Consider the following 14,174-nt stretch of genomic DNA (forward strand, 5'->3'; position numbering starts at 1 on the left):
CAAGTGTGACCGGTACGATGATCGCCATGACCGAGGACGTCCGGTGGCTCAGCTCGGCCGAACAGCGGGCGTGGCGGGCCTACCTGCGCTCCCATCGGATGCTGTGGGTGGCGCTGGACCAGCAGCTGCAGCGCGAGTCGGGCATGCCGCACGCCTACTACCTGATCCTGGTCGCGCTCTCGGAGTGCCCGGACCGCACCTCGTCCATGACCGACCTCGCCGGGATGGCCGGCACCTCGCCGAGCGCGCTCTCGCACGCCATCGGCAAGCTGGAGGCGCAGGGCTGGGTGAGCCGCTGCCGCAGCTCGGGCAACGCGCGGGTCGTGCTGGCCACGTTGACCGACGCGGGCTTCGCCGCGCTGGCCGAGGCCGCGCCCGGCCACGTCAGCGAGGTGCGCGGCCGGATCTTCGACCGGCTCAGCCCCGAGCAGGTCGAGCAGCTCAGGGAGATCTGCGAGTCGATCGCGGGCGACGACCCGGCCTGGCCGTGATGGATCGTCACATTTCGGCGGCGGCCGATCGGTGAAATGCGCTGACGATAACGCCGGTCCGTGGCAGTGATTATCCGCGAGTGCGCGGCTTCAGTGTTTTTGTCACTCGTTCATCGCAATTTCCGGCATTTCGCCCGCGCGCGCTGTCGCTAGCTGAGGTCGCCGCTGGTCTTGCCGGGCTGCTGGAACAGCAGCGGGGCGACGTTGGAGGCGGCCCTCGGCTGCTCCGCGGGCTTGTCCCGCAACACGATCGGCTGCTCGGAACGCGGGGCGGGGGTCTGGGGCTTGTCCTCCGCGGCGGGCGCGGGGGCCTGCTTGGCGGGGGCCGCGGCCCGGTCGCTGAGCGCGTTGCGCGCCGCGTTGATCCAGATCCGCTGCATGTGCTCGTCCCTGCTGCCCTTGATGGTGGTCAGCAGGCCGGAGAGCGCGCCGCGCAGCTTCGCCGTCAGCGTCGGGTTCTTCCGGATGTGGCGCCAGACGGGGTGGTCCGCCTGCAGCCGGGCACTGGCGAGCCGCTGTGCCTGGATGCGGAGTTCGGCCGCGGGGAGATCGGTCCACGCCGCGACGGTCTCGGCATCGAAAGTCATGGGCGAAGTCTTTCAGGTCCGGTGCGGCAACGGCCGACACTCCGCTTTATCCCCGACCGCGTCGAACGGGTGAGAAAAGCGTATGAGTGGAATCGCCTTGGTAGGACGATCCGGGTGGAATTTGATAAATTCGTTATTGGAGCTGTACGGAAACTCGACCGAGTGTATCGGTCGGCGCAACGACCGCAGTGTAGCGGAAAACTCCGGTCCAATCGTCAGCGCGGCATTCGGCGCCACACGGCCCTCGGCAGCACCCGCAGCACCGCGAACAACAACCGCAACGCGCCGGGCACCCACACCACGCCGCGACCCCGGCGCAACGCGCGCACGGTGGCGTCGGCGACCTGGTCCGGAGTGCTGGACAGCGGAGCGGGGCTCATGCCCTCGGTCATCCTGCCGACCACGAACCCCGGCCGGACCAGCAGCAGGTGGACCCCGCTGCCCGCGAGCGCGTCCGCCAGGCCGCTGGCGAAGCCGTCCAGCCCGGCCTTCGCCGACCCGTAGACGTAGTTCGCCCTGCGCACCCGGACCCCGGCGACCGAGGAGAACACCACGAGCTTGCCGTGGCCCTGCTTGCGCAGCAGCGTCGCGAGGTGGGTCAGGATGCTGACGTGCGCGACGTAGTCGGTGTGCACGATGGAGACCGCGTGCGCGGCGTCGGACTCGGCCCGCTTCTGGTCGCCCAGGACGCCGAAGGCGGTGACCACCACGTCGAACCGGCCGTGCCGCTGGACGAGCTCGTCCAGGAAGGCGCCGTGACCGTCGACGTCGTCGGCGTCGAACTCCACGCAGTCCACCGTTGTCGCGCCCGCGACGCGGAGCACCGACTCCTGGGAGTCCAGGTCGGTGCTGCGCCTGGCGGCGAGGACGACGGTGCTGCTGCCCTCGGCCACGAGGCGGACGGCGACGGCCAGCCCGATCTCGCTGCGGCCACCGAGGACCAGAACGGTTCCACTCACCGGGCCAAGTTTGCCGCATCCGCAAAGCGAGCCGGGCGCCGGTGGGGGGTTCACGCCGCGCCGAACGCCGCCGCCACCGCGTCACGCACCTCCGCATCGCCGGGCACCTCCGCGCCCCGCTCCTCGGCGAGGACGCGGAGCGAGGTCATCGGGTCGGTCAACCCGCAGGAGACGAAGCTGTCGAAGACGGCCATGTCCGGGGCGACGTTGACCGCGAAGCCGTGGCTGCTGACGCCGCCCCGGATGCGCATGCCGATGGAGGCGATCTTCCGGTCGTCCCGGCTCCACACGCCGACCAGGCTCGGGCCGCCGCGTTCGGTCTCGCGCCGCTTGGCCGGGAAGCCGAGTGCGCGCAGAGCGTCGATGACGCCGTGCTCGACCCAGCGGACCACGTCGGCCGGTCCGCGCTCCCGGACGTGCGCGACCAGGTAGCCCACGACCTGGCCCGGACCGTGGTAGGTGGCCTGCCCGCCACGGTCCACCTCGAAGGTGGGCAGGCCGGAGACCGCGTCGGGCAGGTCGCTGGGCGCGGTGCGCGGGCCGTAGGTGACGACGGCCGGATGCGAGAGCAGGAAGAGCCGGTCGCCCTCCGCGCCCGTCTGGCACTCGGTGACCCACTGCCGCATGGACTCGTCGGCGACCGGGTACGGGACCTCGCCGAGGTCTACGCGGGCGAGTCCGGGAAAGGGGCGGTCCGGTTGCATGCCACCACTGTCACAGACCCGGCCCGCGCCGCTCCACCGGCTTCAGACCGCGCGCGCGATGGCGATGTTGCCCTCCAGCCGCGCACCCGCCTCGTAGATCATGTAGCTGCGGCCGTTCTCCTCACCGAAGCACGGAGCCGCCGAGCGCCCGCGGTCCGGCGCTCCGGCCAGCGGGGTGTGGAAGACGCCGAGGTGCTTGCGCAGTGTGAAGTCGCGGCCCACCTCCGTGATCCGCATCTCCCCGCCGTCGGTGTGGTAGACGACGTAGACGGAGTTGTTGCGGAACAACACGTGCGGCCCGGACAGGTTGGTGCGCCCGACATCGCTCGGCCGCACGAGCGGGTTCCGGTCGAACTGCCAGTTGCGGCCGTCGGCCGACCAGCCCCAGCCGATGTGCCTGCGGTTCGCGGTCGTGTTGACCATGAAGACCATGACGTAGCGGGAGCCGCGCGAGGGGATCGTGTGCTCGAAGACCCGCGCGTAGGAGGACTCCCTCGCGTCGGGCGCGAGCATCTTCGTCTCCAGCACGATCTTGTCGTAGGTGAAGGTGATGCCGTCCTTCGACCGCGCCAGCCTGGTGGTGGTGTTCTCGCCGTGGAAGTACAGCCACATCTCCTTCGCGGCGCTGTTCCACATCGCGTGCGGCGAGGACACGTGGGTGACGAAGTCGTAGTGCGGCGGCCATTCCCTGCGGATGATCGGGTTGCCGGAGTACTCGGTGTACGGGCCCTCGATCGAGTTCGCGTAGCTCAGGCAGATTCCGCCGGGCGCGTCGTGCGGGGCGTAGTAGAGGTAGAACTTGCCGAGCGCGTTGGGAATCCGGTCCTTCGTGCCGCGCAGGCAAGGGAAGATCACTTCGTTGCGCGCTGGCGGATAGGACAGGGTCGCCTTGTCGAACGCGAGCTTGAGATAGCGGTAGCCCGGGAACCCGGCTGGTCCCGCCGAGGCGGTGCCCGCGAGCCCTGGGAGCAGCAGGCCCGCCCCGGCCGCGGCCGCGCCACCCAGCAGTGCGCGGCGGGACAGGTTGTTGGTGTTCTCGCCCACGGTGTCCGCTCCTTTGCGAAGAGCCGGTGCTGGGTCGGCAGTGTCACCACGCCACAACGGCCCGGTCAAGGGGCTAATTCGTATTAGTACTGGCTTCTGTCGAATTCCACGGATTCCTTGACTTCCGTTCCGCGCCGATCGCATAGTTCTGGCGCTAATCCGCATTAGCGAAGCAGATAGGGGCGACCGGCATGACCAAGGGCCGGGCTCGGGGCGCGCGCAGGCGGCCCTCCCAGACCGACATCGCCAGGATGGCCGGGGTCTCCCAGACCACGGTCTCGTTGATCCTCAGCGGCAACAAGTCCGGAATCGCGCTGGCCGAGTCCACCCGGCGGCGGGTGCTGGAGGCGGCCGAGGAGCTCGGCTACGCCCCGGACCTGGTGGCGACCAGGATGGCCGCCGCCCGCAACGACATCCTCGGCCTGTACACCTTCACCGCGACCTTCCCCACCGACATCGGGCACTCGTACTACCCGTCGCTGGTCGGCGTCGAGGAGGCGGCAGCCGCACAGGGCCAGGACGTGCTGCTGTTCACCGGTTCGGTTGGCAGGGCGGTGCCCTCGCGTCCCGGCCACGTCCTGCGCCGCGTCCGGGTGGCCGACGGGTGCCTGTTCCTCGGGCGGCACATTCCCGAGGAGGAGCTGGAGATCCTGCTGGACGAGGACTACCCGTTCGTCCACATAGGACGCAGAGATGAGCTCGGCGGCCGGATTCCCTACATCGGCGCTGACTACGTCGTCGCCTCCGCCCAGCTCGTCCAGCGGCTCGTCGCGCTGGGGCACAGCGAGATCCGTTACGTCCGGGAGCGGGACGACGCGCCCGCGTCGACCGACCGCGAGGCCGGGGTGCTGCGCGGCGCGACCGCTGCCGGTCTGTCCACTTCGGATCTCGTGGTGCGCGCGGACGGCGCCGAGATCACCGCCGCGCGGGTGCGGGGCTGGATCGACGGCGGCGTGAGCGCGGTGATCACCGAGGAGACCGACACCGGGGCGGTGTTCACCGCGCTCACCCGCGCGCTGGACGAGCTCGGCGTGCGCTGTCCGGAGGAGCTGTCGCTCGCCATCCTCGGCGCGCCCCCGGCCAGCGGCTGGCGGGGTCGCGAGATCGGCGGCTTCACCGTGCCGCGCAGGGAGATGGGCAGCGCGGCGGTGCGCCTGCTGGTCGACCTGGTCAACGACACCGGAACCGAGCCGCACCAACAACTTCTGGCCTGCCGCCCCGTCGAGGGCGACACCATCGCGGAACTGAGAGGGTGACGATGTCCGAACGCACAACGGAGATCCTGGTCGTCGGCGGAGGGCTCGGTGGCGTCGCCGCAGCGCTCGCCGCGGCTCGCGCAGGGCACCGGGTGGTGCTCACCGAGGAGACCGACTGGATCGGGGGACAGCTCACCGCACAGGCCGTTCCGCCCGACGAGCACCCGTGGATCGAGAGCTTCGGCCGCACGGCGACCTACCGCGAACTGCGTGACGGCATCCGCGCCTACTACCGGCGGGCCTACCCGATGCGCGCAGAGGCGCTGGCGCTCGCGGAGCTCAACCCCGGTGCGGGCAAGGTGAGCAAGCTCTGCCATGAGCCGCGTGTCGCCCTCGCCGTGCTCCAGGAGTTGTGCGCCCCGCACGTGTCATCCGGTCTGCTGACGATCCTGCTGCACCACCGGCCGGTGTCGGCGCGCGTCTCCGGTGACTACGTCGAAGCCGTGACGCTGGTGGACACCGAAGGCCGCGAGACCACGATCTCCGCCGACTACGTGCTCGACGCGACCGAGAACGGCGACCTGCTGCCGATGGCCGGTGTCGAACACGTCACCGGAGCTGAGGCCGCCGCCGAGCACGACGAGCCGAACGCACCCGCTGTCGCGGACCCGCTCAACCTCCAGGGCATCACCTACTGCTTCGCGATGTCGCACCACGAGGGCGAGAACCACGTCATCGACCGCCCGCGCATGTACGACTTCTGGCGCGCCTACAAGCCGGAGTTCTGGCCGGGCCCGCTGATCGGCTTCAGCGCTCCTGACCCGCGCACTCTGGAGCCCACCGAGCGCACCTTCGTGCCCAACCCCCCGGGTGATCCGCTTGCCGTCAGCGCGGACCAGAGCGCGGACGCGGGGGACAAGGAGCTGTGGGGCTTCCGCCGCATCCTGGCGCGAGGGCTGCACCGCGACGGCGCGTTCCCGTCGGACATCACGCTGGTGAACTGGCCGCTCAACGACTACTGGCTCAAACCCGCCCTTGAGGTCGAGGGACTGGTGAGCGCCGAGGACGTCAAGGTCGCGCTGGACGAGGCCAAGCAGCTGTCGCTTTCGGTGTTGTACTGGTTGCAGACCGAAGCGCCTCGTCCGGACGGCGGCGTCGGTTTTCCGGGGCTGCGCATCCGGCCAGACGTCACCGGCACCGCGGACGGCCTCGCCAAGACCGCGTACGTGCGCGAGTCGCGGCGCATTCGCGCGGTCACCACCGTGACGGAACGGGATGTGTCACTGGAGATCGTCGGGCCACGAGGCGGCACCCGCTACCCCGACTCGGTCGGTGTCGGCAGCTACCGGATCGACCTGCACCCCTCGACCGCGGGCGACAACTACATCGACGTGGCCAGCGTGCCGTTCGAGATCCCGCTGGGCGCCCTGGTGCCGGTGCGCGTGCGGAACCTGTTGCCCGCCGGGAAGAACATCGGCACCACGCACATCACCAACGGGTGTTTCCGGCTGCACCCCGTGGAGTGGAACGTCGGTGAGGTCGCCGGCCAGCTCGCCGGGTTCGCGCTGCGCAACGGCGTGGAGCCGCACCAGGTCCGCGGCGAGACCAAGCTGCTGGACGAGTTCACCGCCGTGCTCGACCGCACCGGCGTGCAACGCCACTGGCCCGACGTGCGCGGGTACTGACACCGCTTCGAACCGGAGGTGCACGCAATGGAGCCACACCCCACGACACCGGGATCGGCCGACCCGATCCGTGTCGGCATCGACGTCGGCGGAACCTTCACCGACGCGGTCGCCGTCAGCGCGCGCACCTTCGAGCTGCTGGGCCAGGTCAAGGTGCCGACGAGCCACCACCACCCCGACGGCGTCGCCCACGGCATCGTCTCCGCTCTCCAGGAGCTGCTGGCGCAGGTCGGTGTTGCCGCGTCCGAGGTCACCTTCCTCGCGCACGGCACAACGCAGGCGACCAACGCGCTGTTGGAGGGCGACGTCGCGCATGTCGGCCTCGTCGGGATCGGCAAGGGCTTCGACGCGTGGGCGACGAAGCGGCTGCGCGCACTGGGCAAGCTCAAGCTGGCGCCCGGTAGGACCATGCCGTTGAGCTACGCCGCGCTGCCCGACCCCGATGACGCGGCGGCCGCGGTGAAGCAGCTGGCCGCGGGTGGGGCGGAGGTGATGGTCGCGGTCGAGCCGTTCAGCGTCGACGACCCGGTCGGGGAGCGATGCGTGCTCGACGCCGCCGAACGTGCCGGAGTTCCGGCGACCGCGACGCACGAGATCTCCAAGCTGTACGGGTTGACCAAGCGTGCGCGCACGGCGGTGCTCAACGCGAGCATCATGCCGCGCATGCTGGAGACCGCGGGCCTGGTCGAGCGCAGCATCACCAGGGCCGGGATCACCGCGCCGCTGATGGTGATGCGCTGCGACGGCGGGGTCATGTCCCTCGACGAGATGCGCAACCGTCCACTGCTGACTGTCCTCTCCGGGCCAGCCGCTGGTGTCGCGGGGGCGCTGCTCGCGGAGCGGATCAGCGAAGGCGTCTTCCTGGAGACCGGAGGAACCTCCACGGACATCAGCGTGATCAGACGCGGCCGGGTGCAGATCCGGCACGCCAAGCTCGGCGGCCGCGACACCTATCTGTCCTCTTTGGACGTTCGAACGGTCGGTGTCGGTGGTGGTTCGCTGATCCGGCTCTCCGCCGACCGGAGCTCGGTCGCCGACGTCGGCCCACGCAGCGCGCACATCGCCGGGCTGTCCTACGCGTGCTTCGCCGCGCCCGGTGAGCTGGCCGGAGCGCGCCTGGTCACGCTTCGTCCCCGCGCCGACGATCCGGACGACTACGCGGCGGTCGACGCGGCGGGCGGGCGCTACGCGATCACCCTGACCTGTGCGGCGAACGCGCTCGGTCTCGTGCCTGAGGGGGACCACGCGCGCTCCGGCCAGGAAGCCGCACGGCTGGCGCTGACCCCGCTCGCCGAGGCGTTCGGCACCTCGGTGGAGGAGGCCGCGCGCCGGGTGCTCGACCGCGCGGTGGCCCATGTCCGCGCGGTGGTCGACCAGTTGATCGACGAGTACCACCTCGAACGCGACCTGCTCGTGCTCGTCGGCGGGGGCGGCGGCGCCGCGACGGTCACTCCGCACCTTGGAGCCGGGGCGAAGCTGGACTGGCGGATCGCCGCGCACAGCGAGGTGATCAGCCCGCTCGGCGTGGCTCTGGCGCTGGTGCGCGAGTCCGTCGAACGGATCGTGCCCAACCCCAGCCACGCCGACGTGCTCGCGGTGCGCGGCGAGGCCGAACGGGCCGTGGTGGCCCAAGGCGCGGACCCGGTCGGAGTGGAGGTGGACGTGACCGTTGACCCGCAACGCAATCTCGTCCGTGCTGTGGCCACGGGTGCGACCGATCTCCGCAGCAAGGACCGATCGGCCACGGTGGACTCCTCGACGGCGTTGCAGACCGCCGCGCGCAGCCTGGACACCCGGGTTGAGCACGTGGAGCAGCTGGCGCACAACAGCAGCTACCGGGTATTCGGCGCGAGCAAGCGCCGCAGCGGCCTGTTGAGCCGCTTCGCCCGCACACGGCTCCGGGTGCGGGTCGTCGACAACGAGGGCGTGATCCGCGTGCACAGCGCCGACGCGCACGTTGACGTGATGCGCGTGTCGGACGCCCAGGGGCGGCTCGGCGACCTGGTCCGTGAGCGCACCCGCTACGGCGACGGTGGGTCCCGTGCGCCGAGCGTGCGGTTGCTGGTCGGCTCGAAGATCGTCGACCTGTCCGGAGTGCTGGCCGAAGACCAGCTGCTGGCCCTGGTGGACACCGAGTTGCGCAGCCGCGCCCCGGACGAGTCGCTGGTCTCGATCATGGAGGAGCGCCGGTGAACCCGATCGAACGCACCGAGCACGACCTCGCGGTCGACCTTCTCCGCAGCACGCCGACGCACGAGAACCGCTCGCCCGCCGACCTGCGCCACTGGGCAGCGGTCGCACTCGACTACGGCCGAGAGCTGGCCCAGAACCCTTTCCCCGCAAAGCTTCCCGTGCGCTCGGCGACAGGAGGCGTCACCGCGGAACGGATGGTCCTCGCCGAGTACCACGCGCGCACGGCGGAGATCGTGGTGTACGACGACGCCCTGAAGTCGGTGGGGGAGAAGGTCCGTGCGCGGGGGTGGGACGAGTGGTTCCCGCCGCGGGTCCTGCGGGCAGCCGCCATCGCCCACGAAGTGGCGCACCACGAGCTGCACGGTGCGCGAGGGCGTGAGCTGAAGCGACGGCTCGACCTCACCGCACTGCGCATCGGCCGCTGGCGTGTGCGTGGTCATGTCGCCGGAGCCGATGAGCTCGTCGCGCACTCCTACGCCCAGCACGTGGTGGGCATGACTCGAAGTCCGTTGCTGCTCACCACCGCGCTCGTTGGAGGCTGACCATGGGTTTCCTCATCATCGCCGTGATGGCCGTTGGCGTCGTGCTGATGCTCACTCGCACGCTGCCCACCGCGTTCGCCCTGGTGTTCCTCGCCGTGGCCATCGCGTTGCTGTCCGGGGCCAGCCTGCTCGGCAAGACCAACAGCGTCGCCACCACCGTGCTGCAGACCGGCGCGCCGATGCTCGCGTCCACGATGATCGCGATTCTGCTCGGCTCCTGGCTCGGTGCGGTCCTGGACGACACGGGCATCGCGTCCACCCTCGTCCGCAAGATCGTCGAGTTCGGCGGCGAGCGTCCTTCCGTTGTCGCACTGGGTGTTTTCGGTGTCTCCCTCCTGGTCGGCACGATCACCGGCTCCGCGCCCGCCGCGCTGCTGGCCGGGGTCGTCGGCATCCCGGCGATGATCGCTGTGGGCGTGCCGAACGTGGTCGCGGCGGGCACGGTGCTGATGGGCATCTCGGCAGGGCTGCCGCTGGAGCTCATCGGCTGGCAGTTCCTCTCCGACGCGTTGAGCATTCCCGTTGAGACAGTGCGCTCCTTCCAACTCAGGTTGTTCCCGATCGTGCTGGTCGTGGGCATCGCCTACGTGCTCGTGGAGTGCCGCCGCAAAGGCGCCAGGCACGCGTGGGCGCTGAGGACCACGCCGGCCTCGCGCCGCGCCCGTCGCGGGGACGCGCCCTGGTACTCGCTGCTGACACCGGTGGTGCCGATCGTGCTGGCGCTGGGTTTCGCCATGCCGATCGTGCCCGCGTTGCTGCTCGGGCTCGCCTACGCGTTGCTGTCGACGTACAAGCGCGGCGAGCTCAAGGAACGGGCGCTGCGCACGCTGTACAAGGCGTTCGAGGTCGCGGCCCCGCCCATCGTGCTGTTCATCGCGATCGGCATGCTGCTCGCGGCGGTGAAGCTGCCCGGTGCCATCGCCGCGCTCAACCCGATCGTCAGCTCGATCAGCCCGTCCAACCCGGTGCTGTTCGTGGTGGTGTTCTCGGTGCTCGTGCCGCTGGCGCTCTACCGTGGGCCGCTGAACATCTACGGCCTGGGCGCGGGCGTCGCGGGCGTGCTGATCTCCGGCGGGGTCTACCCGGCGACGGCGGTGCTCGGCATGATGGCCTCGCTCGGGCAGGTCCTGGGTGTCTCCGACCCGACGAGCACCCAGACGGTGTGGAGCGCGCAGTACGCCGGTGCCCGGCCGGAGCGCGTCATGGTCTCCACGCTGCCCTACACCTGGCTGATCGCGGTGGGCGGACTGACGATGACCTCCTTGCTGTACTTGACCTAGAGCCGCGCCGCCGCCCCGATGTGGTGGTGGGGGCCGTGAGACCACGGCAAGGACGATCGTGCACGGGGCGGGAACCACGGCCCGAGAGTAAGCACGGCTTCGGAGTGCTTTGCGCCATTGTCCTGGTACAGCAAGGAAAAGTCGCCCGATTGTGTGGTGGTGCGCCTGAGGCGCACCACCACAGCGTCATCAGGAGGACGGGTACACCAGGTCGATCCGCTCCTGGTCGATCGGGTACCCGGCCTTGGCGAACGCGGCGGCCATCGGGGTGTTGCCCTTGTCGGTGCCCGCCTTGATCCGCTCGGCGCCCTCCGCGACGAGCAGGTGGGTGGCCTCGGCCAGCAGGTCGTACGCGTAGCCGTTGCCCCGGTGCTCGGGCACGACACCGATGTAGCCGATCACCGGCCCGCTGTAGTTGTGGCACGGCACGCTCATGCCGACCAGGTCGCCGTCGGGCGTGTACGCCACCCGCCACCACTCACGCGGGCTGGGCATCCACCGCAGGTACTCCAGGTCCTCCGAAGCGGCGGCCTCCGCGCCCGACGTCGCCATGGCCCTGCGGGCGTGCGCGTCGAGGGTGCCCTCGTTGATGCGCCGGAAGATGTCGAGGAAGACCTCGTCATCGGGCTCCGGTCGGTACACCAGGCGGCTCGGCCGCTCCGGCAGCCCGCAGTCGGTGGTCCACAGGTAGATGAAGCGTTCCACCAGCGGGGTCATCCCCGCCGCGACGGCCGCGTCGTGCCTGGCTGTGCCCGCGGCCAGCGTGTCGGGGTCATCGCGCCACCCCGGCCGCATGTTCAGGCTGTACTCGGCGCGGAACGGCGCCGCCCGCAGCAGCTCGACGGCCGCGTCGGCGTCGGTGAAGTCGAACCAGTCCAACGCGAGCGGCGCGTCGTCCTCGGGCCCCGCCCACCAGGCGGCGCGTGCGACCACGGCACCGTCCCGCTGGGCGATCCAGGTCCACTCGGGCCGGTACTCGCCCTCGGCGGCCATGGCCGTGTAGGTCCTGCCACGTGCGGCGAAACCGACGAGGCAGTCGTCGGGCAGTGACTCGAAAAGGGACGCCTCGCCGGAGACCAGCGGGCGAATGACCAGGTCGGTCATGGGGATCCTTCCGGAAGCTGGAGCGCTCCCCGGGTCAGGACCTCGACGCCCTCGCGGCGAGAAGGGAGCGCATGATCGTCGTCGTGACCACGGCACTCACCTCCTTCACGCTGTCTTGAGGGCGTCCGGCGCAGGCTAGCGGCACGCCACGCGGGAGGGCAACCGAATTCGGGGGTGCCCCGGCGGGGTCACGGCGCGACAGGCATCATCGTTTCCTCGGCATGCGCGGCTGGCGACCGTCGCGGATCATGTCGGGGTCGGGCACGACGGAGTCTTTGGGGGAGTGACGTGGGCGAACAGCGCCGCGAGCTGGTCGTTGGCATGGCCTGTGAGCAGGGACCTCGGCCGTCGAACGCGGACGCTGTCGCCGCCGCGGGCGCCCTCAGCGGCGCGACCGCGCTGGCCGTCGTGGACGGCATCGGCGGGGACGAGCACGTCGTCGCCGCCTCCCCGGCCTGCGTGCAGGAGGCCGTCGCGGTGGGCGCCGAGCACGGCGCGGTCGCGGGCCTGCTCGCGGCGGGCGAGGAGATGCGCGAGCGGCAGAACGCGGCGGCGGAGAAGGGCGCCCGCATCCCGGACGCGGTCGCGGCCATCGCGGTGCACCTGCCCGACCTCGACGTCATCGAGGTCGCCTGGACCGGCGACTGCCGGGTGTGGACCCTGCACGCCGAGGAGATCCGCGTGCACACCGTCGACCACACCCAGGGCCAGCGCATGCGCGAGTACGCGGCCGAGCTGACCCCGGAGGAGCTGGCGGACTACGACGAGGACCCGGCCGACTGGGACCACGTCGTGCTGACCACCCTCGGCAGGGCGCACCCGGTGGACCCGGTGTCCTTCGGCAGCACCCGCGTGTCGGCCGAGGGCGTGCTCGCGGTCGTGGTCGGCAGCGACGGCTTCCACAAGTCGCTGACCCCGGACGAGATCGCCGCCGTGCTGCGCGAGCACTCCGCCGACGCGCAGGAGGCCGCGGAGGCGCTGGTGACGGCGGCCCTGGAGCACTCCGCCGAGGTGCACGACAACGTCACCGCCGGGGTGCTGCCCCTCACCTGAGCCGCGCCCAGGGCGCCTCGCACGAGCTGATGAGAGAGCACAGTCCCGTTGTCGGCGAGTACGGCTGATGCGGTGAATGCCGCATTTTGTGGCGATCAGCCCTCTGAACTCCCCTGAACCTCGGTTACCTTCGACTGTTGAGGTGATCCGGCTGGTCAAGGGGGAGTCCGGGCGGGGCATGCGCTACTACGACGATGAGGACGATCCTGATTACGAGGACGCTCGGACCCACAATGATTTCTCGGGTTATGCGCAGAACTCGGTCCAGGCTCGTGACATTCATGGCGATGTGAACTTCCATTCCGGCGAGCGTGAGTACTTCACCGCCCTTCCGTGGGGCTTCTCCGTCGCCGCGTACGCCGTGCTCTTCCTGGTCGCCAGTGCGTACGTGCATGTCGTCGTCACCTTTGATCTGGTTGTACGGGACTGGGTCAAGCTGGTGATCAGTACGGTGATCGTGCTCCCCGTCTTCTTGGCGACCGAGTACCGCCTGCACGGTGCCGAGTTCGCAGCGTTGCGGTTCCTCGTCGCCGTCATCGTCGTCGCGCTTGCGATTCACCAAGGTGCTGAAATGCAGTCCATTTCCGGGATTGTGGGACTGTTCTCGGAGTGGCTCGTCTGGCGTTTCTGATCGCTCCTCGGCCCGCTCGGAGGGTGAACCGGCCCGTGCAGGGTGTTCGTGGGAAGCTCTGCGCATGACTCGCACGCTGTGCCTTGCGCAGGAGCCGGAGGCGGATGCGCTGCTCGCCGCCGATCCGCTGGCGGTGCTGTTCGGGATGATGCTTGATCAACAAGTCCCGATGGAGAAGGCGTTCAAGGGGCCGAAGGTCATCGCCGACCGGATGGGCGGCCTGGACGTGCACCGGATCGCCGAGGCCTCCGAGGAGGAGTTCGTCGCGATCGCCTCCGAGCCGCCCGCCATCCACCGGTTCCCCGGGTCGATGGCCAAGCGGTTGCAGGCGCTCGCGCGGTTCCTGGTCGAGCACTACGACGGTGATGTCGAGAACGTGTGGACCCGGGACGACCCCGACGGCAAGGAAGTGCTCAAGCGGCTCAAGGCCCTGCCGGGGTTCGGGGACCAGAAGGCTCGGATCTTCCTCGCGCTGCTCGGAAAGCAGCTCGGCGTGAGGCCCGAAGGATGGCGAGCCGCCGCGGGAGCCTACGGCGAGGAGGGTTCACGACGCAGTGTCGCCGACGTTCGGGACAAAGTCACGCTATCTGAGGTGCGGGAGTTCAAGCGAGCGACAAAAGCCGCGGCTGCAACCGCGAAAATCGCTAATGGCGCAGACGCAAGCCGCTAGCTCTGCACAACGCTGCTCGCGCAGGTGCCTGACGA

14 protein-coding genes are annotated in these 14,174 nt (G+C 70.1%); 9 read left to right on the forward strand and 5 right to left on the reverse strand.

The window, feature by feature from the left end; translation table 11 throughout:
• Positions 1-26: 26 nt before the first annotated feature.
• Positions 27-491 (forward strand): MarR family winged helix-turn-helix transcriptional regulator, encoded by a 465-nt coding sequence (locus ACFFQA_RS06700; protein ID WP_377850761.1) that lies wholly within the window; start codon positions 27-29, stop codon positions 489-491.
• 149 nt (positions 492-640) lie between these two features.
• On the opposite strand, the gene ACFFQA_RS06705 is transcribed toward ACFFQA_RS06700, so the two are convergent.
• The 4 genes from ACFFQA_RS06705 to ACFFQA_RS06720 all read right to left on the reverse strand — a co-directional run bounded on the left by ACFFQA_RS06705 (position 641) and on the right by ACFFQA_RS06720 (position 3,785).
• Entirely contained in the window at positions 641-1,078 is a 438-nt protein-coding gene (locus ACFFQA_RS06705; RefSeq protein ID WP_377850762.1) for a hypothetical protein, read from the reverse strand.
• A 215-nt stretch (positions 1,079-1,293) separates the two neighbouring features.
• Positions 1,294-2,037 carry a decaprenylphospho-beta-D-erythro-pentofuranosid-2-ulose 2-reductase gene (dprE2, locus tag ACFFQA_RS06710; RefSeq protein ID WP_377850763.1) on the reverse strand — a complete coding sequence of 248 codons (744 nt, stop codon included), beginning with the start codon at positions 2,035-2,037 and terminating at the stop codon, positions 1,294-1,296.
• Positions 2,038-2,087: 50 nt separating this feature from the next.
• On the reverse strand, positions 2,088-2,741 hold the full coding sequence (gene lipB, locus ACFFQA_RS06715) for a lipoyl(octanoyl) transferase LipB (protein WP_377850764.1): 654 nt from the start codon (positions 2,739-2,741) through the stop codon (positions 2,088-2,090).
• 42 nt (positions 2,742-2,783) lie between these two features.
• Entirely contained in the window at positions 2,784-3,785 is a 1,002-nt protein-coding gene (locus tag ACFFQA_RS06720; protein ID WP_377850766.1) for a glycoside hydrolase family protein, read from the reverse strand.
• A gap of 191 nt (positions 3,786-3,976) precedes the next feature.
• On the opposite strand from ACFFQA_RS06720, the gene ACFFQA_RS06725 reads away from it, so the two are divergent.
• From ACFFQA_RS06725 to ACFFQA_RS06745, 5 genes are read left to right on the forward strand one after another with little or no spacing between them, the layout of a single operon-like run.
• The gene (locus ACFFQA_RS06725; RefSeq protein ID WP_377850768.1) at positions 3,977-5,041 is read left to right on the forward strand and encodes a LacI family DNA-binding transcriptional regulator; all 1,065 of its coding nucleotides are present in this window, start codon (positions 3,977-3,979) and stop codon (positions 5,039-5,041) included.
• A gap of 2 nt (positions 5,042-5,043) precedes the next feature.
• Positions 5,044-6,666 (forward strand): FAD-dependent oxidoreductase, encoded by a 1,623-nt coding sequence (locus ACFFQA_RS06730; protein WP_377850769.1) that lies wholly within the window; start codon positions 5,044-5,046, stop codon positions 6,664-6,666.
• Positions 6,667-6,693: 27 nt separating this feature from the next.
• A complete protein-coding gene (locus tag ACFFQA_RS06735) occupies positions 6,694-8,859 on the forward strand; it encodes a hydantoinase/oxoprolinase family protein (RefSeq protein WP_377850770.1) in 2,166 nt (721 codons plus the stop codon).
• Positions 8,856-9,401 (forward strand): hypothetical protein, encoded by a 546-nt coding sequence (locus ACFFQA_RS06740; RefSeq protein WP_377850771.1) that lies wholly within the window; start codon positions 8,856-8,858, stop codon positions 9,399-9,401. Before ACFFQA_RS06735 ends, ACFFQA_RS06740 begins: the two co-directional genes overlap by 4 nt.
• A 2-nt stretch (positions 9,402-9,403) precedes the next feature.
• On the forward strand, positions 9,404-10,681 hold the full coding sequence (locus ACFFQA_RS06745; protein ID WP_377850772.1) for a transporter: 1,278 nt from the start codon (positions 9,404-9,406) through the stop codon (positions 10,679-10,681).
• Positions 10,682-10,870: 189 nt separating this feature from the next.
• On the opposite strand, the gene ACFFQA_RS06750 is transcribed toward ACFFQA_RS06745, so the two are convergent.
• Positions 10,871-11,785, reverse strand: coding sequence for a GNAT family N-acetyltransferase (locus ACFFQA_RS06750; protein WP_377850773.1), 915 nt, complete (start codon positions 11,783-11,785; stop codon positions 10,871-10,873).
• Positions 11,786-12,073: 288 nt separating this feature from the next.
• Between ACFFQA_RS06750 and ACFFQA_RS06755 the strand changes: the two genes are divergently transcribed.
• The 3 genes from ACFFQA_RS06755 to ACFFQA_RS06765 all read left to right on the forward strand — a co-directional run bounded on the left by ACFFQA_RS06755 (position 12,074) and on the right by ACFFQA_RS06765 (position 14,139).
• Complete coding sequence (locus ACFFQA_RS06755) at positions 12,074-12,838, forward strand: PP2C family protein-serine/threonine phosphatase (protein ID WP_377850774.1); 765 nt, start codon at positions 12,074-12,076, stop codon at positions 12,836-12,838.
• A 142-nt stretch (positions 12,839-12,980) separates the two neighbouring features.
• Positions 12,981-13,469: a hypothetical protein gene (locus tag ACFFQA_RS06760; RefSeq protein ID WP_377850775.1), complete on the forward strand. Its 489-nt coding sequence runs from the start codon at positions 12,981-12,983 to the stop codon at positions 13,467-13,469.
• A 64-nt stretch (positions 13,470-13,533) separates the two neighbouring features.
• Positions 13,534-14,139, forward strand: a complete 606-nt coding sequence (locus tag ACFFQA_RS06765; RefSeq protein WP_377850776.1) for an HhH-GPD-type base excision DNA repair protein — start codon at positions 13,534-13,536, stop codon at positions 14,137-14,139.
• Positions 14,140-14,174 lie beyond the last annotated feature (35 nt).

Origin of the sequence: Allokutzneria oryzae (assembly GCF_042429765.1) — a bacterium.
GTDB lineage: Bacteria > Actinomycetota > Actinomycetes > Mycobacteriales > Pseudonocardiaceae > Allokutzneria > Allokutzneria oryzae.